This is a genomic window from Bdellovibrio sp. CKG001 (assembly GCF_055397465.1).
Genome location: NZ_AP029173.1, coordinates 3,578,595 through 3,605,592, shown reverse-complemented (window position 1 = coordinate 3,605,592; position 26,998 = coordinate 3,578,595). Strand labels below are relative to the sequence as shown.

The window sequence follows — 26,998 nt, the reverse complement described above, 5'->3', positions numbered from 1 at the left end:
TTTATGAAACATCTGTTGGGTTTTCTATTTGGCATTCTATTTTCGTTGGTTGTGCAGGCAGAACCGCTTTTCTGCGGTGGGAATCCTTATCAGGTGAAAGCTTTGGCGGATGTTTCCCGCAACACTTGTATGCAGACGCTGCAGTCGAAGGAGTGTCAGGCTTTGTTTGCCAAGATGCGCGCCAATGGGGAAAAGCCTGAGGAAAAAGCTCTGAAGTGCGCCAAGCAAAGTTCCTTGTCGCGCGCCTTTGAGGCGTCCTGGGATTACACCTCGGGATGCGCAACGGGGGGATGGTCCTTTGTTAAAGACAGCTTTGTTGCGGTTGGCACAGCCATCGGCGAAGGTGCTGCGAAGATCGTCATGGATATGGAAGCGGAAAAGGCGGCTAATGCCGCTTGTGAGGCCGACCCTCAGGGGAAGGTGAATCTCTTTAAGCAATATAACGGCTCAGTCCCCAAGATCCTTCAGGTTCCCATGCCCAAAGCAGATGTTCTTCAGAAGGCCAATTGCGCGACCGTGAAGGGGATCTTGCATCTGCAGTCTGTGAGTAAGAAGAACGAGGCTCTGACAGCGATTACCCGCAAACGATCCTTGAAAGCCCCCAACTTCACTGCGGAAGAAAAAGAATACATGGACTGGGTTCAGGGAAATGCGCCGAAGTCACAAAAGATGGATCTGGTGGGCATGGCCAAGGCTCGCTTGAAAGAAATGGGCATTCAGCTTGATTGTTATAACTCTAAAGAAGCTGCTGCCATGGTTTGTGAAGCCATCGCAGAGGTCGCGTCCTTCGCCGGGGGGCCCGCGGGGGCTGCGCTGAAAGCTGCGAAGGCTCGGAACATTATGAAAATTGCCGGAGTCAGTGCCGATGCAGAAAAGGCCGCCGTGGCAACACGAACTGTGGCGTCGGCGGCGGATCTGGCAAAAGCCGCGAAGCTTTCTAATAGTGAGCGTGTGCTGGCGGCTGAAAAGTCACTAGGCCGAAAGCTCACGGAGCAGCAGGAAAAGGCCCTGATCAAGGCCCATGAGGTGGCGGCCGGGACCGGGCGCGGGTATGGAACCTATTCAAAGGCCGACATTGCGGAAAAGACCCGGATCCTGCAACAAGCTGGATTTAACGCCACCGAACGCGAGGCCCTGCTTCGCCAGGGATTGGCCGGAAGCCTGTCAGATACCAAAGCCGCCAGAGACTTTGCCAATAAAGCCCGCCTGGAGGCCGATAAGCTCCGCGTGTCTGGAAATATCTCAGAATCTACAGCAAGTTACCGCAAAGCGTCTGACTCTTATGAGGTGTTTATTGCAGACCCCAAGGCGGCCAAGTCTTCCCGGGATTATTGGGTGGGAGCCAAGCTTAATGCCGCGGCGGAGAGATATGATAAGGCAGCGGAATACTTCATTAAAACGGAACAGGCGACAGCTCGCAGTGACGTGAGGGCGCAGAACATCTTTGAGGCCCTCAACCGGGAAAAGAACGAGCTGCGGGTGATCGCTTCCAAGAATCCGGGCAGTAAATCAGCTCAAAAGAACTATCAGGACCATCGAAAGTTGATCGAAGCCGTCACTAATAATAAGAGTTTTCAACTGGGCGATGCCTGGAAGCGGGAACTTTTAAAGCCGTGATTTCGGCTAACCTGCTGAAAATATGGGCTTTTATCTGCCGACTAGACCTTGCCAACTTTTTCCAAAAATATTTGCTTTTGAGGGGGGTTAAAGCTAACCTCTCTTTCTCTCGTAAAAAGCTGAAAAAAATAGCATGTATTAGGTTGACAAAGCCTAGTGCGAAGTGGCATTTACCATTGGCTTAATTCGGGTAGCTGGAGGTTTACATGTACGCGATTATTCGTACTGGCGGGAAACAATATAAAGTTCAAGCTGGTGACGTAGTTCAGGTTGATAAACTTGAACAAGCACTTGGTGCAGAGTTTGAAATCAACGAAGTTTTGATGGTTGGTGGTGAGTCCACTGCTGTTGGTCAACCTCTTGTTAAAGGTGCGAAAGTAACTGTTGTTGTTACTAAACAAGCTAAGACAAGAAAAGAGATCGTCTTCAAAAAGAAGCGTCGTCAAGGTTACAGAAAGTTCGCAACTCACAAACAAGAGTTCACTGAACTATTTGTTAAGGCTATTTCCTTCGATGGAAAAACAGCTAAAACTGACGAAGCAGCTAAAGTAGTAGACGTGAAAGCAGTTCGTGCAGAAAAAGCACAAGCTCGCGTAGCAGCTCGTAAAGAGCGCGCAGCGAACAAAGGGACTGCAGAAGTTGTTAAAAAAGCGGCTAAAAAAGTAGCGAAGAAGAAAGTTGCTAAGAAAGCAGTTAAAAAGACTGTTAAAAAAGCGACTAAAGCTGGCGCGAAGAAAAAAGTCGCCAAAAAAACTTCTAAGAAAGCATAATTAATTTTATTTCGTAAGAGAGGTTCGTCATGGCAAGTAAGAAGGCCGGTGGTAGTACAAAGAACGGTCGTGATTCACAGAGTAAACGACTGGGCGTAAAAAGATTCGGTGGCGAGAAAGTTCTTCCAGGGACTATCATCGTTCGTCAGCGTGGAACTAAATTCCATCTTGGTAACAACGTAAAAATGGGTCGCGACTACACGATTTATTCTGTAATCGAAGGTCTTGTTAAGTTTGAGCGTTTCTCTAAAGAGCGTTTCAAAATTAGCGTATATCCTAAAGCTGTTTAATCAGTAGTAAGATAGTACCGATACATTTTTTCAAAATGCGAAGAGGAGCCATTCCATGGCTCCTTTTTTGTTGTATAAACGGTCACTTATGAAATTCATCGATGAAGTTAGAATTACCTTAGCTTCGGGCCGTGGCGGTCCGGGGTGTGTCAGTTTTCGCCGTGAATCCGGTTTGCCTCGTGGCGGTCCGGATGGTGGTGATGGTGGCAAAGGCGGCGATGTTATTATTCGCACATCTCGCCACATCAACTCTTTGGTCGATATTCGTTCCAACAAAAGATACGCAGCTCAAAACGGTCACATGGGAATGGGCCGTCAAAAAGCGGGTCACGACGGAGAAGATCTGGTTATGATTGTTCCCAAGGGGACGATCTTCCGCAATATGGACGGTGAAATCATCGTCGATATGACCGACATCGATGAGCATGTTCTGCTTAAAGGTGGTCGCGGTGGAAAAGGAAATGAGTTCTTCAAAACCAGCGTCAATCAGGCACCTGATTATGCACAGCCAGGCGAAGACGGCGAAGAGGTTGAGGTTAAACTTGAACTGAAGCTGATTGCTGACGTTGGAATTGTGGGCTTCCCGAATGCGGGTAAATCCACCTTGATCTCTCGCATCTCGGCGGCGAAACCAAAGATCGCAGACTATCCGTTTACAACACTGACGCCCAACTTGGGTGTGGTTAAAGCGGGGGATTATTCCACGTTTGTGGTTGCGGACATCCCGGGTCTGGTGAAGGGCGCTCACGCCGGCGTGGGTCTTGGCATTCAGTTTTTGAAACACATTGAACGCACGCGTTTGTTCATCCACCTGATTGATGCTTCAGGGATGTCGGGACGTGATCCTCTTGAGGATTATGCGGATATTAACAATGAACTTAAGATGTATGATGAAAACAACAAGGACAAAGAGGGTTTCTTCCCTCTTTCCACGCGTCCACAGTTTGTTGTTCTGAACAAAATCGACACCTTGAGTGAAAATGAACTGGCGAAGTTGAAGAAGAAGTTCAAAGAGGCCTCAGGTTCTGAGCCTTATGCGATTTCGGCTGTGACTGGAAAAAATATTAAAGAGTTCGTACAGGAACTGGCTCGTCAGATTTTGGAAGATAATAAAGAGGAACAGTAATGAAAATAGGTATTTTCGGGGGCAGTTTCAATCCTCCACACATGGGTCATATCAACGCCATTCAAACAGTGGCTAAAAAAGCGGGCTTGGGTAAAGTTCACATTGTTCCCGCCGCTCAGAATCCTCTGAAAACTCCGGTGGAAGGACCTACTCCAGAACAACGTGTGGAGCTGACGCGTCTGGCGTTCTCTCAATACGGTGACACTTATTTTGTAGACGATCAGGAAATCACTCGTGGTGGCATGAGCTACACGATCGACACAGTCTTGAATCTGCGCAAACAGTACGATGCCAATGATCTTTATTTGGTGGTGGGTGCGGATAAGTTCGAAGAGCTGGCGCAGTGGAAAGACTATCAAAAGATACTGACCGAAGCGAATCTGATTGTCACAACCCGTCCGGGTTACGACATTCCAGAATCTCTGGAAGAAATGCCAGGCTTCCTGAAACCTTTGGTGGCGGAATTTGATTTCAACTTTATCGAGTTGAACACAGGCAGGAACATCCAGTTCATCACCCTGCGTGATGTGGAAGTTTCCTCCAGCGAAGTTCGCAAATGGCTTCGTTCCGGAAAACCTGTGGAAAAGTATCTGCCATTGGCGGTTGAATCCTACATCAAGGAACACAAGCTATACAGAAACCTGGGCGACCGTATTGGTGACTACCAGAAGTTCACTGCGTTCTGCGCTGATGTTCTGTTTGCCAAAAAAGGTATCAACGTCCGTGGCTTTGATCTGACTCAGATGTCAGCTCCGAGTGAATACACGCTGATTGCTTCCGGTACCTCCACTCGTCACGCGGCTGCGATGGCAGAAAACATCGTGACAGCGGTGAAAGAGGAATACAACATTCATCCACAAAGCATCGAAGGTGTGGATGAAGGTCGTTGGGTGTTGGTGGACTACGGTTCATTGATCATTCACGTGTTCTATGATTTCGTTCGCCAGGAATACAATCTGGAAAACCTTTGGAGAGAAGGCAAAGACATGGGTCTGAAGGATCCATATGTCGGCAAGGGTGTGCAATAGATGAAGTTCATTCTGTACAATCTCGCCACGGCCAAGGAAGCCTGGGCGGACGAGGTCAGCGAGTTGTACAAGAAGAAGATTTCCTTCTTTGTTCCCTTTGATATTCAGTCCTTAAAAGCCAAGAAGTCCGCACGCGAAGATGCGGACTTCAAGCGCAACGAAGAATCCGATTTAATTCTTAAGAATATCAACAGCGATGACTATGTCGTGCTCTTTGACGAGCGCGGCTCGGTCCTTGATTCGATTCAATTTTCAAAAAAAGTGGAAAACATTCTGGGAAGCTCGAAGAAGCGCGCTATATTTATTATTGGCGGAGCTTTCGGGGTGAATGAAGAAGTTCGCAGAAGAGCGGACCTGAAGGTGGCGTTGTCGCCCATGGTGATGAATCACCTGATGGCCCAGGCAATGAGCTTAGAGCAAATCTACCGGGCCTTTACGATCATCAAAAAAATTCCGTATCACAATATTTAAGAGCTAGTTCTGCCAAGGTGGCTCGTTGCCAAGTTCCTTTTCAGGATTTCTATGCAGCTCCAGCAGGCGAGACCATTCCGGACTTAAGAAGCCCTTCTGTTCGCTGATAGCTTCCTCCACCGGCAAACCGCGAGAAGCCATGCAGTCCGAGCCCGGGTCATAAGCTTTATTCGAGCAGATCGCGTACTTCACGTAAGCGCTCTCGCCACCAACGGCTTTGTTCCATTCTTTCAGAGTCAAAGGTCTTGCCGGTTCAATGGATGGATCAAACACATACGCCTCGGCACCCACACGATAGGTCACAGCCACGTGGTACCACCACTGAACGGATCCATACGGGGAATTTTTCGTCAGTGCTTTCAGACTGCCAAACACGAAAATCTTCTTCGGAGCGGGGAAGTTGTGATCCACCAAAGCAATGGAGGCCATCTCCGCACGGGCGTAACAGCCATCATCCGGATACAGCCAGGTCAGTCGACGTGCAAAGGGAGTGACGTCGGTGATAAAGCGTGTGTCACGAACATACTTGAACTCGCGCTCCAAATCCGCGTAAGAGCCGACATCCGGAATGTCCTGAAGATTCAGTTCAGCCAATGGTTTTTTGGCTTTTTCGGGAGTCGTACGCCCCAGGAAGTCCTGAGAAGCGTCGTAAGCGTGATTCCGGCGACTGCGTTTACTGGCCGCCTCATAGGTTTCATCGGAATGCCGAACAGGTGAAAGACCTGCCAGAGATGTTGCGGACGCTGTCAGAGCCACCAACAAAATGAAAAGCGATTTCATATTCCCCTCACTTGCTATGTTTCTAGGCTTGAGGAAATGGGCTGTCAAAGAATTTGCAGTGACGCATAAGCATGAGAAATCTGATGGAATTAATGAGATCCCGGGTTGCTGTCTGTCTGCATTGCGGATCATTACAGGCACTGCCGGGGCTGCTTTGTGATCCTTGCCAACAAACTCTGCTGACCTATAGGGTTCTGGAGGGAATTCAGACCACCAGGCGTTGGAAATCTCTGTTTCGCTGGACGCCGGGAGAAAGTGATCTGTTGTCCGGCTTGATCTTAAGTCTGAAAGGGGCGGGATCTCAGCGGGCGTGGAACTTCTATGCTGCCGCCTTCGCGCAGAAATACATCCCAACACTTCCGACGGGCCGGCGTTTGCGTCTGGTACCCGCGCCGTCCAAGACGGGTGGGCGCGACCATGCCTTTCTCTTTGCCCAGGCTCTGGCTGAACAGTGCGGGGCGGATTTCTGCCCTTGTCTGAGAAAGGTTTCACAGAAGTCTCAAAGGGGAGGCACCCGGGGTGACCGGGCCTTGATTGAGATGGAGCTGATTGAAAAAAATACAGTCATGCCTGAGGACTGGTCAGAGGTCCTTTGGATTTTCGTCGATGATATCGTCACAACAGGCGCTACAGCGCGTGCGGCGGAGCTGGCGCTTGGAAGGCCTCCTCACTTTGAGGTTTGGGTCTTGGCAGAGAGGAGCCTCTCTTGCGGAGCGTCCACGGATCTGCTATAAAACCCGGATGCTTAGAAACTCTTTAGCTCTGCTATTCACTGTCCTTTTCTCTTGGGTGTCGATTGCCGCGACTGCAAGTAATGGAACCCTTCAAAAAGTCGGTAAAAAATATCGCGCCTCCAAACTTGTGGAAATGAGTGTGGAAAAGGTTGTGACGTCCGAACTGCTTGGCAAAGAAACCAAGTACGAAGGCAAAATCTATCTGGCTAGCGGCAAGTTCCGCTGGGAAAACACAACACCAGAACAGACACTGTTGGTGTTTGATGGCTCTACGATCTGGAGCGTGCAGACACCGCCGAAAGAATTCGGTGGCCCGGTTCAGGTGGCCAAGGGCAAGGTGGATAAGAAGACCCGCTCACATATCCTGATCTCTTCGCTGTTGGGGCAGGATCTGGCCAAAACCTTCAAGGTTGTCAGCGAGAAGAAAGACGGAAGTCAGATTCACCTTGATGTCGAACCCGTGCGGGGCGAGGACCTGACGGTGAAGTCGATGAAGCTGGTGGTAAACGCCAAAGACAACACACTGAAGTCGGTTTCTTATCTGGATGACATCGGCAACAAGACAACGATGAACTTCAGCAAAATCGAATTTCTAAAAAAAGAAAATAAAAAACTGTTCAAATATCAACCGCCAAAAGACGCACAGGTAACGGACCTATGAAACAAGAGACCACTCAAAACAAAAAAGTTCACTTCATCTCTCTGGGGTGCCCGAAAAATCTTGTGGACAGCGAAATCATGGCCGGCACTTTGATGAAAGATGGCTATGAGGTCGTGGGCGAGGCGGAAAGCGCCGACACCGTGATCGTAAACACCTGTGGTTTCATCGAGGATTCGAAAAAAGAATCCATCCAGCGCATTCTGGACATGAGCGACCTGAAGCAAGAAGGAAAGATCAAGAAAGTCGTTGTCGCGGGTTGCTTAACCCAGCGCTATAAAGACGAACTGGTGGAAGGTTTGCCAGAGGCCGATCTATTTGTCGGATCCGGTGAATTCCAGAACATCGCCAAGATTCTGAAAAACTCTGATGGCGGCGACAAACAAAAGACTTTCTTCAATCTGCCGACTTATCTGCAGCAGGAAGAAACTCCGCGCGTGAACTCTCAGCCGGGGCATCGTGCTTATTTGAAGATTTCTGAAGGTTGCATGAAGCGTTGTGCTTTCTGCGCGATCCCGTTGATTCGTGGAAACCTTCAATCCCGTTCTATCGATGCCATCGTTGCAGAAGCAAGACTGCTGGTTGCTGGTGGCGTGAAAGAACTGATCATCATCAGTCACGACTTCACTGATTATGGTTTTGATATCCGCCGCAAGGATCCAACTCGCAAAGAAAGTCCTGTGGAGCTTTTGAAGGCTCTGGATCAGGTTGAAGGTTTGCAGTGGATTCGTTTGATGTACCTGTATCCAGATGGAATCACTCAAGAGATGGTTCAGGTTATCAAAAACAGCAAAAAAATTGTTAAGTACTTTGATATGCCACTTCAGCACGTCAATGATGCCGTTCTAAAAAGCATGAACCGCAAAATGACCCGTGATGAAATCGAAACGGCCTTGATGAACATCCGCGAACACATTCCTGAGGCGGTGATCCGCACGCAATTCATCGTGGGCTTCCCGGGTGAAACTCAAGAGCAGTTCGAAGAGCTTTTGAGCTTTGTGGCTGAACAGCAGTTCGACCGTGTGGGTTGTTTCAAGTACTCGCCTGAAGAAAACACTCCGGGCGGTCGTATGGAAAACCAGATCGACGAAGAAACAAAACAATATCGTCACGATGCTTTGATGGAAGTTCAGCAGAACATTTCCCGCGAAAAGCACAGTGACTTTGTGGGTAAAACTTTGGATGTGATCGTGGAAGGTTTCTCTGAAGAAACAGACCTGCTGTTGCAGGGCCGTTTCTGGGGTCAAGCACCGGACATCGACGGTGTGGTTTTGATCAATGATGGGCAGGCTCAGGTGGGTGATATGGTGAAAGTGCATATCACCGACAACATGGAATACGACCTCATCGGTGAAATCGTCACTGAAAACTAGAAAGTACAGTTGTCAGAGGCGACCTCAAACTGGTCCGTCCATTTACTATTCTTGGCATTTCTTAAAACTGTCGTGGCTCTTCTAAAGGCCACGGCATTTTTTTTGTCATACTTGCAGGCGTTCTTATAAGCCAAAAGTGAAATGTCATATTTGCGAAGCTCGAAGGACGTGGTGGCCAGTCCCAGCCACGAGCGGGCCGCCTTGGCGTTGGCTTCGGTCCCGGCTTTATAGACCTTCATGGCTTCGATATAGTTCTTCTGATCCTCCAGCAGACGTCCATAGTTGAACTGTGCCAGCTCAGAGCGGGGGAAGTCGGCAGAGGCCTTCTTCAGCGTTTTTGCAGCGGTGTCGTCTTGTCCCAGCTCTTTATAGGCGATGCCCAGGTAGACATAGGCATCAGCGGTTTTAGGGTCCTTCTGGATGGCTTCTTTGCATGACTGAACGGCGGGTTCATAGGTGCCGTCCATGGTGTTGATCTCGCACAGTTTGCGCAGGTACTGGGGACGTGGCCCGATGCTTTGAACCATGTCCTGGAAAAGAATACGCAGCTCATACAGATTTGGCACATCACGATTTTCATACAAACCGACCAGTCCATCATAGGCGGGTTCGTACTTGGGGTTGAGCTCGATGGCGCGCTTGTAGCTTTCCATCGCGTCGCGGGTCTTTTTTTGCAGGACGTAGGCATTGCCCATCAGACTGTGCGCTTCGTAGTCCTTGTCGTCTTTTCCGATCAACACATTCAGGGCCCGGATCATTTCGCTGGGTTCTTTGCGCTTTTCATGTGCTTTGGCCAGCAGTAAAAGACCACGGCGATCCAGTTTATCAATATGTTTCCAGAGCAGCAGAGTGACTTTTTCGTACTCCTCTTTTTTGTAAAGCTCATCAGATAGATCCACAATCAGGCCGGCATTTTTGGGGCTTTTGCGGATCTCGGCTTTCAGTCTTTCAATTTTCTGATCCGCAGTTTCTCCTGTCGGTGCTGATGTTGCGGTGGTGGTTGGAACCGGCTCCGTTGGTTTTGTCGGGGTTGCCACCTTGGGGGATTCCATCGTGGATTTTTCAGGAGCGGCGGGGGCGGCTACTTGTGGTTTATCGACTTTCGGGGAGTTTACCGTCGGAGCCGTGGGTCTGGTCGGAGGTGACGCGGATTTTTCTTTTAGCTCTTCTTCAAAAAGAGAGAACTCGTCCTTGGTCGGTTCGGCTGCAAAACTCCGAGAGGGCGTGGTGACCCACAATGAGACAAAAGCCAAGAACACGGTAAATGTAAGTCGATTGAAATTCAGTCCATTGGGCATATGTTGTATTATGACCTAAATGCTCTTGCGAGTGAAGAAATCTCAATTTACATCTGGACTACCCAATAATCGGGGTCAGGCCGTGATCGAGTACACTCTGATACTCGTGATCACTGTGGCTATTGTTATTGGTCTTACATCTCAGATTCTTAAACCCATGCAGGCTTTTTTGGACAACTACATGGGAAAATACGTTCAATGTTTGTTGGAAATGGGAGAGCTTCCTGCGATCGGCAGCGAGGACACCACCGTTGCTGATGAAGGATGTAATGCCCGTTTTCAGCCGGGAACCTTGGCGGCAGGGCGGCCTCCGCGCGATGGGGCGGGAAGTGGCAGTTCCTCTGGCAAAGGCGACGGAAACTCCAAGAATTCCAGTGGCGGTGACAGCAGCTCGGGCAGTGGGGGAGGATCGTCTTCGGGGTCCACCTATGCCGGGTCGGCCTCCCGCGGTGGCAGTCGTTTCATGAACCGCAATCGACGCCCGTCCAGCGGTGTGGAAGCAGGCGGAGCGGCCCAGGGCCGGGTGGTCGAGATTGCGTTGGATGGCGGAGGCAGTGGCAGCTTCTTCCGAGGCAGCAATGGAGGTACTTATAGTGGTTCCGGAGTGAAAAAGCGTTCGGTGGCTATTTCCGGAATGACCGAAATGGAGCGCAAGCGGCTTGAAAAAGCGGCCAACGGCGAGGGCCGTGCGACGATAGTCACGGGTGAAAGCATCAAACCTCCGGTTAAAAAGCTGGCTGTGAAGCCACCGGTGGTTCAGACCTTCGAGAAAGAGGAAGAGCCCTTCACCATTGGAAATTTTATAAGGATCCTCTTCATCACGGCCATTATCATTGCTCTGGTTCTGCTCATTGGTGGTCAGGCACTTCAGATGTCGAAGAGCTTTGAAAAATAGTCTGCGTTGCGTTTAGAAATTCTTCATAGAAATTCTTAAGTTATCTGTCATGGCGTTAATTTCTTGAAACCCTCCAGTGTTTAAAGGATACACCGTTCATCAGTTCATTGATGGGGGATTCATTGGAAAATGTGATTGAGATCAATCGCAGTAAAACGTTCAGCTTGGAAGAGGCGCGCCGACTGCTCCCTATCATCTATCGTATGACGGAAGAATCCGCACGTGAGGTGAAACTTCACCTGAACCGTATTGAAGCTTTTTCTGACAAATCCCACCCTTCCGTGGCCGTTATTGAAAGCGATATCAACGCCATTATTGACCGCTGGCAGATCAAGATCGAAAAACTGGGAGCTGAGCCCAAGGGTCTTTGGATGGCTGATTTTGACAATGGGGAAGGCTACTATTGTTGGAAGTATCCAGAAGTTGAAATTAATCACTGGCATGGCTACCAAGATGGCTTTTCTGGGCGTATAACGATTGAATGAGAATCGCAGTCGCCCAAATCAATCCGGTCCTAGCTGACTTTCAGCTCAACAAAGTAAAAATCCTCGATTTCGTCAACCAGGCTGTTCAACGCAAGTGTGATCTTGTGGTGTTCCCTGAGTGCACCCTGTTTGGTTATCACCCGTTTGACCTTTTGGAGCGTTCGCAACTGGTGGCTAAGCAGGAGGCGGAATTCAAAGACCTTATCAAGAAACTGCCTAAGGATATTGGCGTGATCATGGGTTTGATCACCAAGAACCCGCAGAAAAAAGGCCGTCCCTATTTCAACAGTGCCGCTTTGATTGCCAAGGGTAAAAAGCCGCAGTTCTTTCATAAGCAGCTTTTGCCAACGGGCGATGTTTTTGATGAAGCGCGCTTTATCGAGCCCGGTGACTTTTCGAAAAATTATTTCAAATGGAAAGGGAAGAAGTTCTTCCTGACCATCTGTGAAGACATCTGGGCTTGGCCGGATGCCAAGGGCCATTCGCCTTACAGAGAAAATCCTCTGGCGAAGGTAAAGAAGCAGAAAATTGATATGGTGATCAATCTGAGTGCCTCGCCTTACTTCGTGGGCAAAATGAAGCAGCGGGAATACGTCACCCAGAAGACGGCGGCGTATTTCAATGCGCCGATCATGTATGTGAATCTGGTGGGGGCTCAGGATGAAATCATCTTTGATGGCGCAAGCTTTGTGCTGGATAAGAAAGGCAAAAAGCTACTGACCTGTCAGCAGTTCACAGAAGATATTAACGTGATTGATATCAACACGATGGAAGTGTGGCATAAAACCGCCAAGCTTCAGCCGGTGGAGGAACTTCGCCAGGCTCTGGTGTTGGGTATCCGTGATTTCTGCGAAAAGACGGGTCTGAAGAAAGTGCATTTGGGTCTTAGTGGCGGGATTGATTCGGCGGTTGTGGCGGCCTTGGCCGTGGATGCCCTGGGGCCGGCTCAGGTGACGGGCATGGGACTGCCGGGACCGTTCAATGCGCCGGAAAGCCTGACTTTGGCAAAAGATCTGGCCAAGAATCTGGGCATAGATTTTAGAACAGTTGATATCACGGCGATGTATGATTCGGCTGTGAAAGGATTGACTGAAGGTTTGAATCTTCAAGGGTTCAGCGTGGTGAATGAAAACTTGCAGGCACGTCTGCGTGGAATGACGTTGATGGCTTGGGCCAACAAAGAAAACAGCATGTTGCTGACGACCAGTAACAAAAGTGAATATGCCTCTGGCTATTCCACTTTGTACGGGGATATGTGCGGTGGGTTGGCGCCGATTGGGGATTTGACGAAGGCGCAGGTGTACCAACTGGCAAGATACTACAACCAACAGGGTGAGGTGATTCCGCAGGAAATTATCGATCGCGCGCCGTCGGCGGAGCTTCGTCCAAATCAAAAAGATCAGGATTCTTTGCCTGAGTACGACGAGCTGGATAAGTCTGTTGTCTATCTGGTGGAAAAATCAGGGGTGGCGAAATCAGCCACTGACAAGTGGCTTCTGCCGATCTTGATGCGAACGGAATTCAAGCGCTGGCAGGCGCCTCCGGTGTTGAAGGTGTCAGGACATTCCTTCGGCCGTGGTCGCCGTTATCCACTGGCACACAGAGCGCGTGAGATATAAAAAAAAGCCAAAGCCCCTTTGCAGGGGCTTTTTTCTTTTTACAGACCTCCGAAGAAGTCCATTTGTTTTGGTTGGCGTACGATCTGCGGGAAGCGCAGTTCGGGTTTTCCCGTTAGCGCAATCAGGTTTGCAATCTGCGGAGCCTGACCACCGATAGAAATTCTTTTCATCATCTGAGAGAACATGTGACCCAGATAAGTCGCATCCTCTTCCGCTCTGTGGAAGTTGGAGGTTGGGATCTTTAAGTGTTGAACCAAGGTACCCAGTTTGTAGTTGGGAAGACCTGGGAAGACTTTTCTTGCGATTGGCAAGCTGTCCAGGATGACCCCTTTGGGAGCTGCAGTTTCGTGCTTTTTGATGTCCGCAATCAGGAATTGAGAGTCAAACGGCGCATTGTGAGCCACCAAGATATCGTCGCCGCAGAATTCTGCGAAAGATGGCAAAATGGTGTCGATCAGTGGTTTGCCTTTAACCATGTCATCAGAAATACCGTTCACTGCAGAGGCGCCCGGCGGGATCGGGCGAAGAGGATCGATAAGTGTGGCGAAGATCGCTTCAGGCTGACCGTCGATAAAGCGAACGGCACCAATTTCTACGATTTGATCTACACCGGGAACGGTTCCTGTGGTCTCTAAGTCAAAAGCTATGAATCTCATGAAAACATTGATACAAAATGGGGAGGGGTGTTTCAACTAAAGAGTGGCCCGATGAAGGAGTTCCTACCTGTGTCATCTAAGTCTGGAAAATTTATAAGCTTTTTGCCCGGACACAGGGATGTCCCAGTGAGTCAAAAAGATCATTCTGTCTTGGACGTGGCCCTGCGTGCGAAGGTTGCCTTAAATCACACCTGTGGCGGCTATGGAACCTGCGGAACCTGTCGTGTTTTTGTCACTCAAGGTCTGGAAAAATTAGGCCCCAGAAACGATATCGAGGCGGAGATGGCCCAGGACAGGGCCTTTCAGGCATCAGAGCGGCTGGCTTGTCAGATCGAACCTGTCGACGGTCTGGTGATGGAAGTTCCTCTGGCAGACGATTAAGGCCTTACAAAAAACGGATTAGTGTAAATCCAAGTGATCCATTTTTTAGCATCCGGGATAGGCAACATCGGGCTGACACGAACTTGAACCCGATAAGTACCCGGGGATTTGATCTCGTAAACGGTTTCAGGCTCATTCACTCGCGCCTGAACCTCGCCATCTTTGATAATCATGATCTCAAAAAATTCCTGGGGTTTGGACGGCAGGGACACCTTCAAAGTCATGTTTTTGGAAAGGGTCACTTCAGAACCCATCATGTGGGACTTGTTTTCTTCCTCGATGGTGGCAGAAAACCCCTTTGGATCCCCCAGCGTGTCCAGTGCAATATAGAAGTTTCCATTTTTTAAAGCGTTGAAGATTTTCAAGCGGTCACTATTGAAGCTGCCCGTCAGCTCTGACTTCAGAACCACGTGGTTGCTCATAAATTCAAAAGATCTTTTGTAGCTTGGGAAGCGAATGAAGTAGTTCGCCAAAGGAATCACGCGTGCCGAGGCTTCTGTTCCGCCATATACGACAATCTTGCGCTGCTGACTGAGCTTATCCAGCAAGGCAATTTCATCCGTGGGCTCGGTGTAAAGGCGCACAAAGGCCAGGCGAGGGTTGAAGGGATAAATCATCAAACTCCAGATCGTGGAAATTTTGGATTCTTCCCAGGCACGATTGATCAAACTTTTCAGATTCACCAGCTCGAATCCATCCAGGCCCGAGGGAATTTCACCGGACCAGGAAAAACCGGCTTTGTAAGGATGGGCAAGGATAGTCAGGGTGTCTTTGCTGGCCCCTGTCTTTTGTGACAGCAGATCCGACAATTTGACCTGTGCATCGCCAAGATTGGTTCCGATGCTTTCCTGATTCAAAGAATAGTAAATCAACCGTGAATCCAGATAGCTGTACTTCCCGGCATTAAACACCAGCAGATTCCCGTGATAGGATTCGAATGTCGTGGGCACATTAAAAATGTTGTAGTCAGTGAAGAAAAGAAAATCCAGATTTGCCAGCTTGGCCGAAGTGATCACGAAACTGGCCGGAGCGGAACCACTGGACAAATCGGTGTGAGCATTCATCACACCCTTATAATCGTACAGGTTGCGGGAATGCTCGGAGCTGATTTGTTGAGGGACAACGGCAAACTCGTACTGATTCAAATAAAATCCGTACAGGCAAAAGGTCACTAGCAGAAAAGAGAGGGTCGCAATTACTTTCATGGCCTTGTGAATTCCAACACGACAAAGTCAGGAGAGATCGTTTTGATCTCTTTCATCTGCCATTGTTGTTCGGAAATCCACGCAGGTAAACCATTTGTCTTGCGCTTCACCAAATAAAAGACCTTTCCTTGTGGCTGTGCTTCCGGAAGTGTGTCAAAGAAGTCAAAACGGCTGATGTCTTTGAGCTTGAACACAGGAATCTTGCTGAAGTACCACAAAGAGGACGCCATCTGATAACTGCTGGCATAAAGGGGGCTGTAATCCCGGGCCAGAGAGCTGAGCTCTTGAAAGACGTAAGGTTCTTCAACTTTGTCACTTAACTTTCTTAAAGAGGGTGTGAACAGCGTTGAGACCACCAGGACGACAATAAGTCCCCAGAAGACCATATAGGCGCGAGTCCATTTTTGAATTTTTGGATGAAACAGGGCTGCCGCCAAAACCGCAGGATAGGCGATGATCGGCCAGTTGGCCTCAACCAGCGCGCGGAAGGAGGTCAGGAAAAAGAAGATCAAGGGCCCCCATCCGAAGTAATGAAGCCAGCGCAAGTCTTTGGGAACTTTGGCACGCAGAGCAGCCCAGAACACCAATGGGAACAAGATTAAGATCTGCCCCAGAATATAAGAAAGTGTCCACTCCGGGTTGTAAGAGGTTTTCTCCAGACCGTGTTTGATTTGAAATTCAAACGAAGCAAAACCGTTGAGCGCATTCCAAACAATGACGGGTGACGAGAACAGCAAGCCCGTCACAATGGTCAGAAGGACACCGGACGGGCGGACCTCTTTCCAGCGTTTTTCAAAGGTCAGATAAGCAAGCAGGCAGGGAACGAAAAGGACAATATGGTATTTCGCGCAAAAGCCCAGTCCCAGCGCAATCCCCAGTCCCAAATAACTGCCCAGGTTTTTCTTTTCAAGAGCGTGAACTGTCAAAAGCAAAGCCAGTGACCAGAAGGTCATCACCGGCAGATCCGGAGTCACAATCAAAGAACCGAATCCCAACAAAGGAGAGAATAAAACCAGGTAGACCCAGATTTTGATCTTATCCCAAGGCAGCTTGTCCTTTAAGAGCACAATCCAAATGCCAATCAGGAGATGACCAAAAAGGACCGCCGGCCAGCGCACAGCGTGCAGGAAGGGCTCTAGAAAGTGCCCCAAGTAGAACAGCCATGAGACCAGAGGCGGGTGATCGAAATAGCTGAGTTGTGGCCTTTGAGACCATACCCAGTAATAAGCTTCGTCAGCACTGAGTGGAATCAATGCTGACAAAACAAGTTTCACGGCAAGACTGATCCACCAGATGCGCAGAAGTTCTTTCAAGGCTTAGTAACTCAACTTAATGGGTTTACCCAGGTCTCCGGGGATGCCGATTTCTTTTCCATTCAGGATCAGATTCACGGCGCCACCGTTGGAGAAATTGATCTTCAGGCCGCTTTTGCTTTTGAACGTGTGAACCTGTTCAGCGGATAGGCGGATCTTCTGAGGTTTGCCGTTGGGTGCGGAGTATTCAATTTCAACTGAATCCAAAGCTTCCACAATCAACTCCACAGGTTTGCCAGCTTCCGGTTTCGGAGTCGGAGTTGGTGTCGGTGTGGGCGTGGGTGACGCTACCGGAGTTGGAGACGGTGTTACCGTCGGGGTCGGTGTTGGAGTGGGACTTGGTTTCGCTGGGGTCGTCACAGCCGGTGTCGCCGACGGTGTTGGGGTTGGTACGGACGCCGGAATAGTCGCCTGCGGTGCTGCCGTCAGATTGGACAGCGGACTTGGTGCGGCAGTCGGTTCGACCTGAGTCAAAGTGCCTTCAACGGGATTTTCGACCACCACGGGAGTGGCACCTTCCATTGTTTGTGCAACTTCAGAGCTTGGAACTTCAGCTTCTTTGGAATACTTGTCGATCATCTTTTTGGTAAAGATGATCAGACCCACCAGGACAATGCCCAGACCGATAATGATGTAGGTCTTGGTGTTTTTGTTTTCACGCAAAGACTGCATGCCGTGAGAAGAGCTGGTTTCCGGGGGAGGTGTCGCTCTGCGAATAGGAGTGACCGTGGCTTCGACAGCAGGGGCGGATTCTCGCGTTTCAGATTCAGCCGTGGCAGTTTCGGAAACAGCTGTTGGGGCTCCTTTGGCGTCTTCAGTCGGTCGGATGTAAGGTTTCGGCTTGGTGGAACCCATTTCCTCGTAGAAAACCTCCAGCACTTTATCAGTATCCAGGTGCAGGAAGTTTGCATAACTCTGAACAAAGCCGCGCAGGAAGGTCTTGGCTGGAAGTTGGCGGTCGTCACCCTCTTCGATGGCCTTTAAAACTTTACTGCTGATTTTCAAAGAAAGACCGATTTCGTGAAGAGAGAGGCCTTTTTCCTCGCGGGCTTTCTTTAGAAGTTCGCCGGTTTTTTTCATTAGTGTCCCTTTCGAATCAAGCTGAGCATTCCCTTGGCCTTATCGCGATATGTACCGGTGGGATAATATTTTATCAATTCCTCAAAGCGCGCGATGGACTTGGATTTGTCCCCCAGGCGATAGTACGCCAGAGCGCTGTAGTAATGAGGTTCGTCATACAAACTTTTCTGACAGAAGCCGATCGCGCGATCCAGCGCCTCAGCAGCACGACCATAGTCCTTTTCTTCAAACAAAGTGCGCCCGTAGTAAGTATTGGCAACACAATCATCGGTCTGTGTTTGCAGGACCTTGGAGAACGCATCGCGGGAGGCTTTGAACTCTTTTTGATTGAACTTCAACAACCCCAGATTGATGTACGCCTTCTCAGGGCTTCCATAGGTCAGATCGTTGATAACCGCACGAATCTCTTTTTCCGCGTCCGCATATTTTCCGGCTTCGATCAGAACGCGCCCCAGATTGTTTCGCGCATCGGAATAGCGCGGCTCCATTTTCAGGGCTTCGCGCAGATGCTTTTCTGCCAGATCATAGCGTTCGCGATAGAAGTAGACCTGTCCCAGGTTGTTCTGAATGGCCGGATTTTGGGGATCAAGTTCTTCGGCCTTCAGAAGCTCCTGCAGGGCGAAAGGATAGTTGCCACTTTCGATGTGGGCAGCCCCTAAACGGAGATGAAGTTCAGCCTTTTGTTTATCCTGTGATCTGCTGCTGGCGCAACCGAGCAGTGAAAGAGCACATAGAGCGAGAATCCATTTACGCATGTTAAAAAGGTATCACTCAAGGCTTAAGAGTCAACCCTGAGTTCCGCAATAGTTTCGACGTGATCCGTCTGCGGGAACATCTCAAAGGCCTGCACTCGGTCAAGCTTATAGAAAAGCCCCAGCTTCTGCGCATGCGCAAAGAACCAGTTAAGATCACGCGCCAGGGACACCGGATGACAACTGATGTAGATAATTTTTCGGGGCTGTGCTGCCGCCAGAGTCTGCATCGTATATTCACTGGCTCCGGCCCGGGGAGGATCGAGCAGGACCAGGTCCTCTTTGTCGATGGCAGCCCGGCGCATGTAGGTTTCCACGTCGGACATGAAATAGGTCATGCGCTTGTCTTGAATTCTGGAGCGGGCTCTTTCCACCAGCTTGGGATTAAGCTCCACACCGATAATCTCGGCGTCAGCGTATTTTTGTGCCAATGGGAAGGTGAAGTTCCCGGCACCCGCATAGAGGTCGAACACTTTTTTATAGGCATGATCCCCAGCCCAGTCCAAAGCCGTGCGTAGCAGATCCTCGTTCTGAAAACGATTCACCTGAGAAAAACCAATGCCGTCGTCCTCGTCCGTGATCAGGCCATAGCGAACCTCGCCATCTTCGGCAATGTACATCTCCAGACGCAGAAGATCCTTCGCGTTTTTGGCGGCGGCCCAGTTCTTGACCTCGGCAAAGCGACTGGTCAAGGTCTCTTCGGTGATCAGGCAATCCATGGTTTCCACGATCTGGTGCGAGTTGCGCGCAAAAAAGCCAAAGCGGTTATTTTTGAATTTTGGCTGAATGCGATTGCGATAGCGCAAAACACGCGGACTTGGCTGAAGGGGCAGATAATTGAATTCCAGATCGCGGTTGAACTTCTTCAAAGTCTCAAAAACGATGGCTTCCTTCTGCCGGCGCTGTTCATCCTCGTGGATGTGCTGCCAGTTGCAACCACCGCAGGTGTGTGCCACGGGACAAGGTGGTTCGCGACGAGAAGGACCCGGGGTCAGGACTTCCACAATACGGGCTTCCATAAAGTTCTTTTTGGCCAAAGTGATTTCAGCCAGAACCTCTTCATTGGGCGCTGCTTGAGGAACGAAGACGACCATGCCCTCGTGTCGAGCGACTCCAGCACCACCCATGGCAAGCTTTTCAATTTTCAATTTGATCTTGGAACCGAGAAGGGGAGCATTCGCTCCCCTTTGGTTTGATTTTGCAGACATTAGATAAACCGCAATTTCAAATATGGAATCTGTGAACGATTAAACGTTGCAGATTTCGTGTTTTTCGAAGAACAAAGCCAATTCGCGAGCCGCGGACTCAACAGAGTCAGAACCGTGAACTGCGTTTTCACCAACGTTGTCACCGAACTTAGCGCGAACTGTGCCTGGGTTGGCTTTCTTAGGATCAGTTGCACCCATGATTTCGCGGTTTTTCAAAACTGCGTTTTCACCTTGAAGGCACATCAACATAACCGGACCGGAAGTCATGAAAGAAACAAGCTCGCCGAAGAAAGGACGTGCGCTGTGTTCAGCGTAGAACTCTTCTGCTTTAGCTTTAGAAAGAACAGTGATTTTCGCAGCAGCGATTTTCAAACCGTTCGCTTCAAACATGCTCACGATATCGCCGATAGCGTTTTTCTTCATGGCATTTGGTTTAATGATAGAGAATGTTTGTTCGATAGACATGGTGTCTCCTTGTTTTAATGACAAACTGTTTTAGTAATTTCGAAGAACTTAGGAGTTTTAGCGAATTGAGTGACACATGTCCACTCTTGGTTTCCTTGATCGGCATCACTGACAATCAATTTTGTTTCCACGGCCAGATCGTGACCTTCGCTGGGCTTTGTGAAGTTTTGATAGGTGATCTCGTAAGTGCGGCCCGGTGTATTCCAAAGACTCAAAGTGAACTCGACATCTTCAGTAGTCATGATCTGGATCTCATCGACCCTTCCGGCAAAAGCCGTGCTGCTGGCCAGTAAGGCAAAGACCAATAATTTCTTCATGTTAGCACTCCTGGGAGGCCCTTAAATACGGCCCCGGATCGGCCACTGTCAATGGGAAATTGCCGCCAGGGGTCACATTCTACTCTATATTCGATCTGAGATATTCGATGGCCTGAAAATTACGCTCTTTAGAAGATAATTTTAAAACTAAAACCGATTCCGGAAGGCAACCACCAGACGCTGTCTCTTTCACAGCGCCCTGTGGACTTGCCGGCGGTGCATTCATCCTTTGGAATGAAAAGGTCCATTTCGAAGCGGTTCTGACTATCCGAAGAAGGCACCATGTTCAGGTTATCCAGAATATTCAGGGACGACAAAGCATCGGACTCGTCCTTTTGAGCGGAAGCCGAATGGGCTCGCGAGATCCGAACACGGCGAACCATACGTTCGGTCGCTTCACGGTCATTTTCATCAATGCTGGCATCTCTGCGCATCAGCAGGAAGGGAACAGACATGTTTGAAAAGCCCATATCTCTGAGCATGGACAAATCGGCCAAACGAACATGCGCAACACTCAATTGCCCGCGCTTCAGAGCCACACGAGTGTAATGATCACTTTCCCTTGCTGCCGGAAGAAGGAACAAAAGACCGGCCCGTCCACCGCGGACGAAGCCGACATTGGTGTCACGGACGGAGCGGGGTGCTTTGCGGGAAAGGTCAACCTCGGCCTGGAAGTCCCACTCCGTCGTGTCGAAAGTCATGACGACAACGCTGAGGTGATTCTCACCATCGGGCGCGCAAATATCTTCTTTTAGAAACGGCACCAGCAGACTGACGTATTCTTTGGTGGTTTGGCAGGCTTTGTGGTCACGGGTGTCCACCGCCACCATTACACCGCGGGCATAACCTTCTGAAGGGTTGCTGAACGAGTGTGTCTCGGCTCTTGCAGTCAGGGCCGAGAAGAGAACACATAATTTCAGAAGCGTTTTGGCGTATTCCATTTGGAGGTTTTATCACATCTCGTTGGCTAAATGGGTTCTCATTGAATTCAAAATAAAATTTTCCAGGGTGTTCAATCCGTGAACATCTTAAAGAGAGCGCATGAACTTCAGTGCAAACTGCACGTTGGCATTGATGGCTTCGATCTCTTTCATTTGAACCGAGTTGATCAGGCTTTCCACATTCTTTTCCACTTCACTGTAGATATCTGAACCCTGAGACTGCTTGCTGGAGGAAACGCTCTGGATCTGCTCCCAGTCCTGCTCGGTGGGAAGTCCATATCCAGAGGCCCCTTTCAGAAAGGCCGCTGGTTGCGAGAACATGTCACTGATTTCAGTCAGCGCGGTCACGATTTCTTTCTGTCTTGTGGTAATCCCTTTTTTGGCGGCCTTCTTTTCTTCCGCCATCACCTGTGCAGTCAGTTGCGCCTTGATATCCGCCTTTAAGAAGCGATGAGCACCGTTTTCAAGCAGAACGATCGCGGCAGCGGATTTTGTGCGGGTCTTGCCTTCCAATGAACTGATGCGAGCATAAATCTGCGCGCGCTGAGCCGCAGGTAGCTTCAGGAACTCCTGGAAGTCCTTGTGCCCCAGCCTCAAAGACTGACGTAGAACATTAAAGCTCATTTCATAGCGATCCTTGTAGGAATCAAACAGATAGCCATTGTTGATGGCCTGAACGCGGTTGGAGAGCATGCGGTTGTCGGCGATTTTCAGTCTCAGCAATTCTTTTTGCAGACCCATCGGGGTCTTGATGCTGACCTCCATCAGACCAGGACGGAAGATGGAACCTTTCATCAGGTTCAAGGATTCCACAGCGCAGTTATTCGACGTGAAGTAGTACTTTCCGTCATACGACCAGTGGGTTTCAATCGTGCGAATAATAAACTGACGAATTTCATCACGAGTCAGATTGAGCGGAACGCTGTTAAGATCCCGCAACTCTGTTTTTGTGTATTCCTCGATCACCTGATTCATGGGCACCAGGAATAACCGGGATGGATAGTCGCCCGTCAGTCCTTTGAGCGTGTTAATCTGGATGCTGTTTACGAACGCGCGATAAGAAAGAACGATATGATCGTTGAGATCTTTCAGGCACTCCGGGCCCACGACTTTTCTTTCCGGGGCACACATCACGATGCGGAACATGGAGTGACCCCAACCACTCATCATGGCTTCGCCCTCTCCGGCCAGCAGATAGTGAATTTGATAAATGCGGCTGGGATCAATGGTGCGCAGTGGACTGTTTTTCCCTTTGAAATCCGGGATGACGTAGTTCAAGGGCACCTGGCATCGGCTGTTCGGGAAAGGTGTGTGATTGAACTTTGTGCGGAACAGATGATACAGGGATGGGCGACGACAGGCATAGTCGGGGTCCATCAGGAAGTATTCCATATTCACGGGAAAAGATTCATAGGCACTGGTCAGCTCATAGATATCCGGACTGCGATGTTTCATCCAGGACTCATCGCTGTCGACGAATCCTGCGATCATGGTGAAGTAGGGGTTTTGCGAATAGCTGCGGTACATGTTTTCGTAAGCACGACATTCCGGACTGGTGCGCTGAGCGTGATCACGCTCCTTTTCCTCTTTGCACTGCTCGATCATGCGGGCTTCTTGGGTGTCGTGGACATTCAGGCGGTCATAGGCGTGAATGGTTTCGTGAATAACGGTGGCAAGAATCTCTCGATAGAAAGTCTGGTGGGTGCGATTCGTCGGGGTGGCGTTCTTTTCCCCGCGCAGGATTTCGGGCACGGCCTTCAGATCAATCCGGATCGATCCCCAGGCTAATTTACCCAAGGCATGATCGCCGTGTTCCTTAAGACTCTCAAAGCGGACTTCGACGGGCTTTTTGAAGGCTTGCTTGATTGAAGCAGGCAGCAGGGCTTCTGCCTGTTGCAGAAGAATCTGGGCGTTCTTGCGGAACGCTTTGTCCGAGGGACCTTTGCTCAGCACGTACTGAAATGCTTGAGCGTGACAAGACATGGTCAGTAAGGCGGCGATTATAAAACCTGTTTTCTTCATAAGCCTCTCGTTGGCAAAATGACTCTGGTTTTTCTAAAGATTCAACAGAGCTTTTCATTGCGACAATCAGACCAGGTTCTAGGCCCCCTAATTTCGTGTTGATGGCATAAAAGTGTCTAAATCTCGTAACATATGGCCTTGGTTGTCATCAGCAAAACTGGCTCATTCTGAGACACTGCAAAGTGAAAAAAAGGGCCACCCCAGACGGGCAGCCCTTTCTTGAGAAGAGAGGAGGTAACAAATCAAAATTAGAAATTACATTTTCAAGATGCCTTCAGCGATCTCAAGATCAGAAGCCTGTAGCTTTGGATTTTCAGCGCGAATGGCTTCAAGAGCTTTTTGCAAAGACACACCGCGGATAGCACCGTCAGAGGCGATCATTGTTGCTGCATCTTCTTTTGCTTCCAGGACAAGCTTCAAGGTCTCACCAGAGATCGAAGCGGACGTCGCCACCACACCACCTGTTGTCATCAACGGGATTGCAAGGATGGAGTCGACAGTGGAAGTGACTGAAGCAGAATAAACTTGAGAGATCTCTGTGGCCTGAGCAACTGTGGCAGACAACAACAACGCGATAATCAGGGACTTTTTCATGGAAACTCCTTTTAGGTTTTAGGCTTTATTTGCTGAGGACCCCTAATGCAGCAAAGGTGCCAAGGTGTTTCGACATGAGATTTCAGGGGGTTAAGTCAGAGAGGACCAAGAAAGCAAAGAAAAAGGTGTTAAGACAGTATTCAGGGACCGCCCAGAAGCGGCCCCGGATCGAAAATTACAGAGTCTGCAGGAACTGGATTAAATTGCGTTTATCCTCGGCCGTCAGGATTTCTTTTCCGTCTTTGATAAAGATATTGATGTCGTGACCGGCGTTGCTCATGCCGACACGGCGGGTGTCATAGAGATGCTCGCGGGTCTTCCAGGACTTCGGAGTTTTTGCTCCGACCGGATAACCTGCGCAGTCAAAGTCATAATCTGTTTCTGTGTTCAGTGCTTCACCGGAATAGTAAGTCACCGGTCTTTGCGTGGCCGGTGTTAAGAGGACACAAAGATTCGGGATCGAGTTGTTGTGCATATAAGGCCAACGGGCCCAGATACCCACAAGAGGAGGAGGCACATAACCGTCTTGCGCCTTGATCACGATGCCGTTCTTTTTGGATATTGCCAGATCGTTGAGCTGCTCCAGCGATTTCATGCCCAGGCGACGATGTGGATCGGTCCCGACATTCACCACAGGTGTTTTTTCCTTGTAGTGAACAGCCACTGTTTTCAGACGTTCTGCCGAGGAAAGGACCAGAGCATAAGGAAGGTTCCAGGCTTTTTCGTAACGGCCGTGGCACTTGGCGCAGTTGTTATTGAAGATCTGCTCGCCGGCTTTGGCGCGGCCCAGATCAATTTTCTCTGCCGGGTAGAAATCTGTGATATGCGGGGCTTCCGAGGAAAACACGGCGGTCGTCAGCTCTTTGATGACTTCTTCGTTTTCAGTCAGCCACTGCTCAAACTCGTGCAAGTCCGCACCACGTCCGATCTCGTTCCAGATCAAATTCGTAAAAATGGGATTTCCACTCAGGACACTTCCGTCTGACAGCCAGCGGTTTTTATATTTCAGATTCCACCATACAGCGGGCTTGGAGTCCGCTGGTTTATCGTCAAGAAAAGCGTCTTCGCGTGGGAAGCGTTCATGCCATCCGCTAAAGCTGGCATAGGGGTCTTTAGCGCGACGGTTCAGGGACAGGCTGACTTGAGCCAATGATGTGTCCAGACCCAGGGCAATAGGTTGCTTCAGGGCCACGGCTTTGAGGCGGTCTTTTGCTTGCTCTAAAAGCTGTCGTTCCGCGGTGGTGGCCCCAGAGTAGGCCTGGAATAGATGCGGGTCCATCAAGGGCACGACTTTCTTGGCTTTGATGAAGAACTCATTGGCCTTCGGGAATCGGTTTGTCATTCCCAGGACGGTTTTGCCGAATAGATTGGATGAATGGCAGGCAGCGCAGCTGAAGGTGAATCCCCGGGCTCCGTTTCTTTCAATCAACCCAAAACCCATTAACTCTTGGGGACGAACGCCGTTGGGATAAGGTACGGCGTAAACGCCACGCTCGGATTCTTTTGGGTATTCATGCAGGCCCAGATCTTTCAATACATCGTTGAAAGTTCTAAAGCCGCTGAGACCTTTCATCAGACTCTGAATCCAATTTCTGAACGGGTTGCGAGAGTCTTCTTCAAGCAATCGGCGGACCGGTGCGTAGGGTGGCAGCAGACCGGTCACTGTGACAGGATACACTTGTGCGTGAATCTTTCCTTGTGTTTGATAGTGGGCAAATTCTTCGGCTGACCAAGCATAAATATTTGCGCGTCCGGTGGAGGGAACGGGAGCTCCCGCGGACCAGTCCGGTTCCAGAGCCAGTGCAGAAAAGCCAAATACAACGGATGTGATAAAGAGGAAGAATTTAAGCATGCAAAGGACTTATCGTGCCGGGCAGGTCACTGACAATAATTATCTCTGCAATGAACGGTCAGCGCGCATAGGTCCCGACCCCAATCGTGGGTCTGAAAATATTTCCCGTGTCAGCCGCCGGAGCGAAGAATCAGGACCGGGATAGGGGAAAGCAAGCAGGCCTTTCTTGCCGTGCTTCCCAGAAAAGTGGCGAGCAAACGGTTGCGACTGTGTGTGCCCATCAGCAGAAGATCATAGCCGTAGCTGATTTCCTCCAGCATGTCTTTTTCGATTTCCACCTCGCGGGTTCTAAGCTTGGTCTTTACTGGAATTCCCTGTTTGAAGAAGGCATTGGCTCGCTTTTGCATCGAAAGCTGGGCAAACTTCTTAATTTCCCGAATCTGTGAATTCATCGAGCGCGGGGGAATTCGGCTTTGGTAATAGACACGTTTTAGGTGCAAGATGGTGTCCCCCACCGAGCTCATGAGGGTCACCTGGCCACCAGTTTTTTTAGCAAGGGTGATTGCAAAGTTTTCCGCTCGGGCACTGGCCTGAGTCAGATCTGAAAGCACCAGAATTTTTAAGCCCTTTTTGGGGTCCGCGGGGATGGGAGCCCTTTTGAATTTGGGTCCCAAAACCAGGACTGGTGAAGGGGAGTTTCGGACAACTTCTTCAGTCACGCTGCCCAGGAAGAATTTGGCGATACCTGTTTTTCCACGGGTGGCAATGACGGTGAACAGAGGATCAAGTTCCTTGATTCCCTTGAGAATTTGTCCAATGGAATCACCGGATTCCAAATGCAGCTGCCACGAAGGATGAAGCGCCTTGAGTGAGTTCTTAAGATCTTCGATCAGGGCGGGATTGCGAAGATCAAGGCGAAGCAGCGAACTTCTTTTCCGCAGATTTGCCGGCAGGTCCTCCACGAATAACAACTGAGGTGTCATTTTAAAAACCTTGGCAAGCTGAGAAGTGAGCAGCCGGATCTCCTGAGAGCGCTGTTGTCCCGCTTTGGTTTGGGCTAGGATGTTATCGGTGGCCAGAATGGAAGAGGGCATGGGAGCTCCTTATTTAAATTCTCCAGAGCGTCCT

Annotated in this window: 28 protein-coding genes; 13 read left to right on the top strand and 15 right to left on the bottom strand. The window is 49.7% G+C overall.

Annotated features, from left to right (window positions below):
• Positions 1-3 precede the first annotated feature (3 nt).
• The 6 genes from ACZ50P_RS17020 to ACZ50P_RS16995 all read left to right on the top strand — a co-directional run bounded on the left by ACZ50P_RS17020 (position 4) and on the right by ACZ50P_RS16995 (position 5,302).
• A complete protein-coding gene (locus tag ACZ50P_RS17020; RefSeq protein ID WP_464132541.1) occupies positions 4-1,617 on the top strand; it encodes a hypothetical protein in 1,614 nt (537 codons plus the stop codon).
• Positions 1,618-1,823: 206 nt separating this feature from the next.
• A complete protein-coding gene (rplU, locus tag ACZ50P_RS17015; protein WP_464132540.1) occupies positions 1,824-2,387 on the top strand; it encodes a 50S ribosomal protein L21 in 564 nt (187 codons plus the stop codon).
• A 29-nt stretch (positions 2,388-2,416) separates the two neighbouring features.
• The gene (gene rpmA, locus ACZ50P_RS17010; RefSeq protein ID WP_063205653.1) at positions 2,417-2,677 is read left to right on the top strand and encodes a 50S ribosomal protein L27; all 261 of its coding nucleotides are present in this window, start codon (positions 2,417-2,419) and stop codon (positions 2,675-2,677) included.
• 88 nt (positions 2,678-2,765) lie between these two features.
• Complete coding sequence (obgE, locus tag ACZ50P_RS17005; RefSeq protein ID WP_464119035.1) at positions 2,766-3,803, top strand: GTPase ObgE; 1,038 nt, start codon at positions 2,766-2,768, stop codon at positions 3,801-3,803.
• A complete protein-coding gene (gene nadD / locus ACZ50P_RS17000) occupies positions 3,803-4,831 on the top strand; it encodes a nicotinate (nicotinamide) nucleotide adenylyltransferase (RefSeq protein ID WP_464132538.1) in 1,029 nt (342 codons plus the stop codon). Before obgE ends, nadD begins: the two co-directional genes overlap by 1 nt.
• The gene (locus tag ACZ50P_RS16995; protein ID WP_464132537.1) at positions 4,832-5,302 is read left to right on the top strand and encodes a 23S rRNA (pseudouridine(1915)-N(3))-methyltransferase RlmH; all 471 of its coding nucleotides are present in this window, start codon (positions 4,832-4,834) and stop codon (positions 5,300-5,302) included.
• Positions 5,303-5,305: 3 nt separating this feature from the next.
• On the opposite strand, the gene ACZ50P_RS16990 is transcribed toward ACZ50P_RS16995, so the two are convergent.
• Positions 5,306-6,082: a protein-glutamine glutaminase family protein gene (locus ACZ50P_RS16990; RefSeq protein WP_464132535.1), complete on the bottom strand. Its 777-nt coding sequence runs from the start codon at positions 6,080-6,082 to the stop codon at positions 5,306-5,308.
• A gap of 83 nt (positions 6,083-6,165) precedes the next feature.
• Between ACZ50P_RS16990 and ACZ50P_RS16985 the strand changes: the two genes are divergently transcribed.
• Genes ACZ50P_RS16985 through rimO form a run of 3 tightly spaced genes read left to right on the top strand, consistent with a single transcriptional unit; the run spans position 6,166 to position 8,847 of the window.
• Positions 6,166-6,816 (top strand): ComF family protein, encoded by a 651-nt coding sequence (locus ACZ50P_RS16985; protein WP_464132534.1) that lies wholly within the window; start codon positions 6,166-6,168, stop codon positions 6,814-6,816.
• Between the two features lie 7 nt (positions 6,817-6,823).
• Entirely contained in the window at positions 6,824-7,477 is a 654-nt protein-coding gene (locus ACZ50P_RS16980) for a LolA family protein (RefSeq protein ID WP_464119028.1), read from the top strand.
• Positions 7,474-8,847 carry a 30S ribosomal protein S12 methylthiotransferase RimO gene (gene rimO, locus ACZ50P_RS16975; protein ID WP_464119026.1) on the top strand — a complete coding sequence of 458 codons (1,374 nt, stop codon included), beginning with the start codon at positions 7,474-7,476 and terminating at the stop codon, positions 8,845-8,847. Before ACZ50P_RS16980 ends, rimO begins: the two co-directional genes overlap by 4 nt.
• On the opposite strand, the gene ACZ50P_RS16970 is transcribed toward rimO, so the two are convergent.
• A complete protein-coding gene (locus ACZ50P_RS16970; protein WP_464132532.1) occupies positions 8,844-10,145 on the bottom strand; it encodes a tetratricopeptide repeat protein in 1,302 nt (433 codons plus the stop codon). The genes rimO and ACZ50P_RS16970 overlap by 4 nt on opposite strands.
• An 82-nt stretch (positions 10,146-10,227) precedes the next feature.
• On the opposite strand from ACZ50P_RS16970, the gene ACZ50P_RS16965 reads away from it, so the two are divergent.
• The 3 genes from ACZ50P_RS16965 (at position 10,228) to ACZ50P_RS16955 (ending at position 13,144) form a co-directional block, all read left to right on the top strand.
• Positions 10,228-11,040, top strand: coding sequence for a hypothetical protein (locus tag ACZ50P_RS16965; protein ID WP_464132531.1), 813 nt, complete (start codon positions 10,228-10,230; stop codon positions 11,038-11,040).
• A gap of 131 nt (positions 11,041-11,171) precedes the next feature.
• A complete protein-coding gene (locus ACZ50P_RS16960) occupies positions 11,172-11,525 on the top strand; it encodes a DUF2203 domain-containing protein (RefSeq protein ID WP_464121436.1) in 354 nt (117 codons plus the stop codon).
• Complete coding sequence (locus ACZ50P_RS16955; RefSeq protein WP_464119021.1) at positions 11,522-13,144, top strand: NAD+ synthase; 1,623 nt, start codon at positions 11,522-11,524, stop codon at positions 13,142-13,144. Before ACZ50P_RS16960 ends, ACZ50P_RS16955 begins: the two co-directional genes overlap by 4 nt.
• 38 nt (positions 13,145-13,182) lie before the next feature.
• On the opposite strand, the gene ACZ50P_RS16950 is transcribed toward ACZ50P_RS16955, so the two are convergent.
• Entirely contained in the window at positions 13,183-13,800 is a 618-nt protein-coding gene (locus tag ACZ50P_RS16950; protein WP_464119020.1) for a 3'-5' exonuclease, read from the bottom strand.
• 126 nt (positions 13,801-13,926) lie between these two features.
• Between ACZ50P_RS16950 and ACZ50P_RS16945 the strand changes: the two genes are divergently transcribed.
• Positions 13,927-14,181: a 2Fe-2S iron-sulfur cluster-binding protein gene (locus ACZ50P_RS16945; protein WP_464119018.1), complete on the top strand. Its 255-nt coding sequence runs from the start codon at positions 13,927-13,929 to the stop codon at positions 14,179-14,181.
• Here the strand turns inward: ACZ50P_RS16945 and ACZ50P_RS16940 are convergent.
• The 12 genes from ACZ50P_RS16940 to ACZ50P_RS16885 form a co-directional block, all read right to left on the bottom strand.
• A complete protein-coding gene (locus ACZ50P_RS16940) occupies positions 14,178-15,386 on the bottom strand; it encodes a hypothetical protein (protein ID WP_464132529.1) in 1,209 nt (402 codons plus the stop codon). The two genes, ACZ50P_RS16945 and ACZ50P_RS16940, sit on opposite strands and share 4 nt — an antisense overlap.
• Positions 15,383-16,699, bottom strand: a complete 1,317-nt coding sequence (locus ACZ50P_RS16935; protein WP_464132527.1) for an ArnT family glycosyltransferase — start codon at positions 16,697-16,699, stop codon at positions 15,383-15,385. Before ACZ50P_RS16935 ends, ACZ50P_RS16940 begins: the two co-directional genes overlap by 4 nt.
• Positions 16,700-16,702: 3 nt before the next feature.
• The gene (locus tag ACZ50P_RS16930; protein WP_464132526.1) at positions 16,703-17,779 is read right to left on the bottom strand and encodes a helix-turn-helix domain-containing protein; all 1,077 of its coding nucleotides are present in this window, start codon (positions 17,777-17,779) and stop codon (positions 16,703-16,705) included.
• On the bottom strand, positions 17,779-18,534 hold the full coding sequence (locus tag ACZ50P_RS16925) for a tetratricopeptide repeat protein (RefSeq protein WP_464132525.1): 756 nt from the start codon (positions 18,532-18,534) through the stop codon (positions 17,779-17,781). The genes ACZ50P_RS16930 and ACZ50P_RS16925 overlap by 1 nt, the downstream gene beginning before the upstream one ends.
• A gap of 23 nt (positions 18,535-18,557) precedes the next feature.
• Positions 18,558-19,739 carry a class I SAM-dependent RNA methyltransferase gene (locus ACZ50P_RS16920; protein WP_464132523.1) on the bottom strand — a complete coding sequence of 394 codons (1,182 nt, stop codon included), beginning with the start codon at positions 19,737-19,739 and terminating at the stop codon, positions 18,558-18,560.
• Positions 19,740-19,778: 39 nt separating this feature from the next.
• Positions 19,779-20,204, bottom strand: a complete 426-nt coding sequence (gene ndk, locus ACZ50P_RS16915; RefSeq protein WP_464119007.1) for a nucleoside-diphosphate kinase — start codon at positions 20,202-20,204, stop codon at positions 19,779-19,781.
• 14 nt (positions 20,205-20,218) lie between these two features.
• Complete coding sequence (locus tag ACZ50P_RS16910) at positions 20,219-20,521, bottom strand: hypothetical protein (protein ID WP_464119005.1); 303 nt, start codon at positions 20,519-20,521, stop codon at positions 20,219-20,221.
• A 128-nt stretch (positions 20,522-20,649) separates the two neighbouring features.
• On the bottom strand, positions 20,650-21,462 hold the full coding sequence (locus ACZ50P_RS16905) for a hypothetical protein (RefSeq protein WP_464132521.1): 813 nt from the start codon (positions 21,460-21,462) through the stop codon (positions 20,650-20,652).
• Between the two features lie 87 nt (positions 21,463-21,549).
• Positions 21,550-23,484 (bottom strand): DUF7844 domain-containing protein, encoded by a 1,935-nt coding sequence (locus ACZ50P_RS16900; protein ID WP_464132519.1) that lies wholly within the window; start codon positions 23,482-23,484, stop codon positions 21,550-21,552.
• A 255-nt stretch (positions 23,485-23,739) separates the two neighbouring features.
• Positions 23,740-24,078: a DUF2388 domain-containing protein gene (locus tag ACZ50P_RS16895; RefSeq protein ID WP_464118999.1), complete on the bottom strand. Its 339-nt coding sequence runs from the start codon at positions 24,076-24,078 to the stop codon at positions 23,740-23,742.
• A gap of 175 nt (positions 24,079-24,253) precedes the next feature.
• Positions 24,254-25,930, bottom strand: a complete 1,677-nt coding sequence (locus ACZ50P_RS16890) for a c-type cytochrome (protein WP_464132517.1) — start codon at positions 25,928-25,930, stop codon at positions 24,254-24,256.
• Positions 25,931-26,040: 110 nt separating this feature from the next.
• Positions 26,041-26,964 (bottom strand): universal stress protein, encoded by a 924-nt coding sequence (locus tag ACZ50P_RS16885; protein ID WP_464132515.1) that lies wholly within the window; start codon positions 26,962-26,964, stop codon positions 26,041-26,043.
• Between the last annotated feature and the right edge of the window lie 34 nt (positions 26,965-26,998).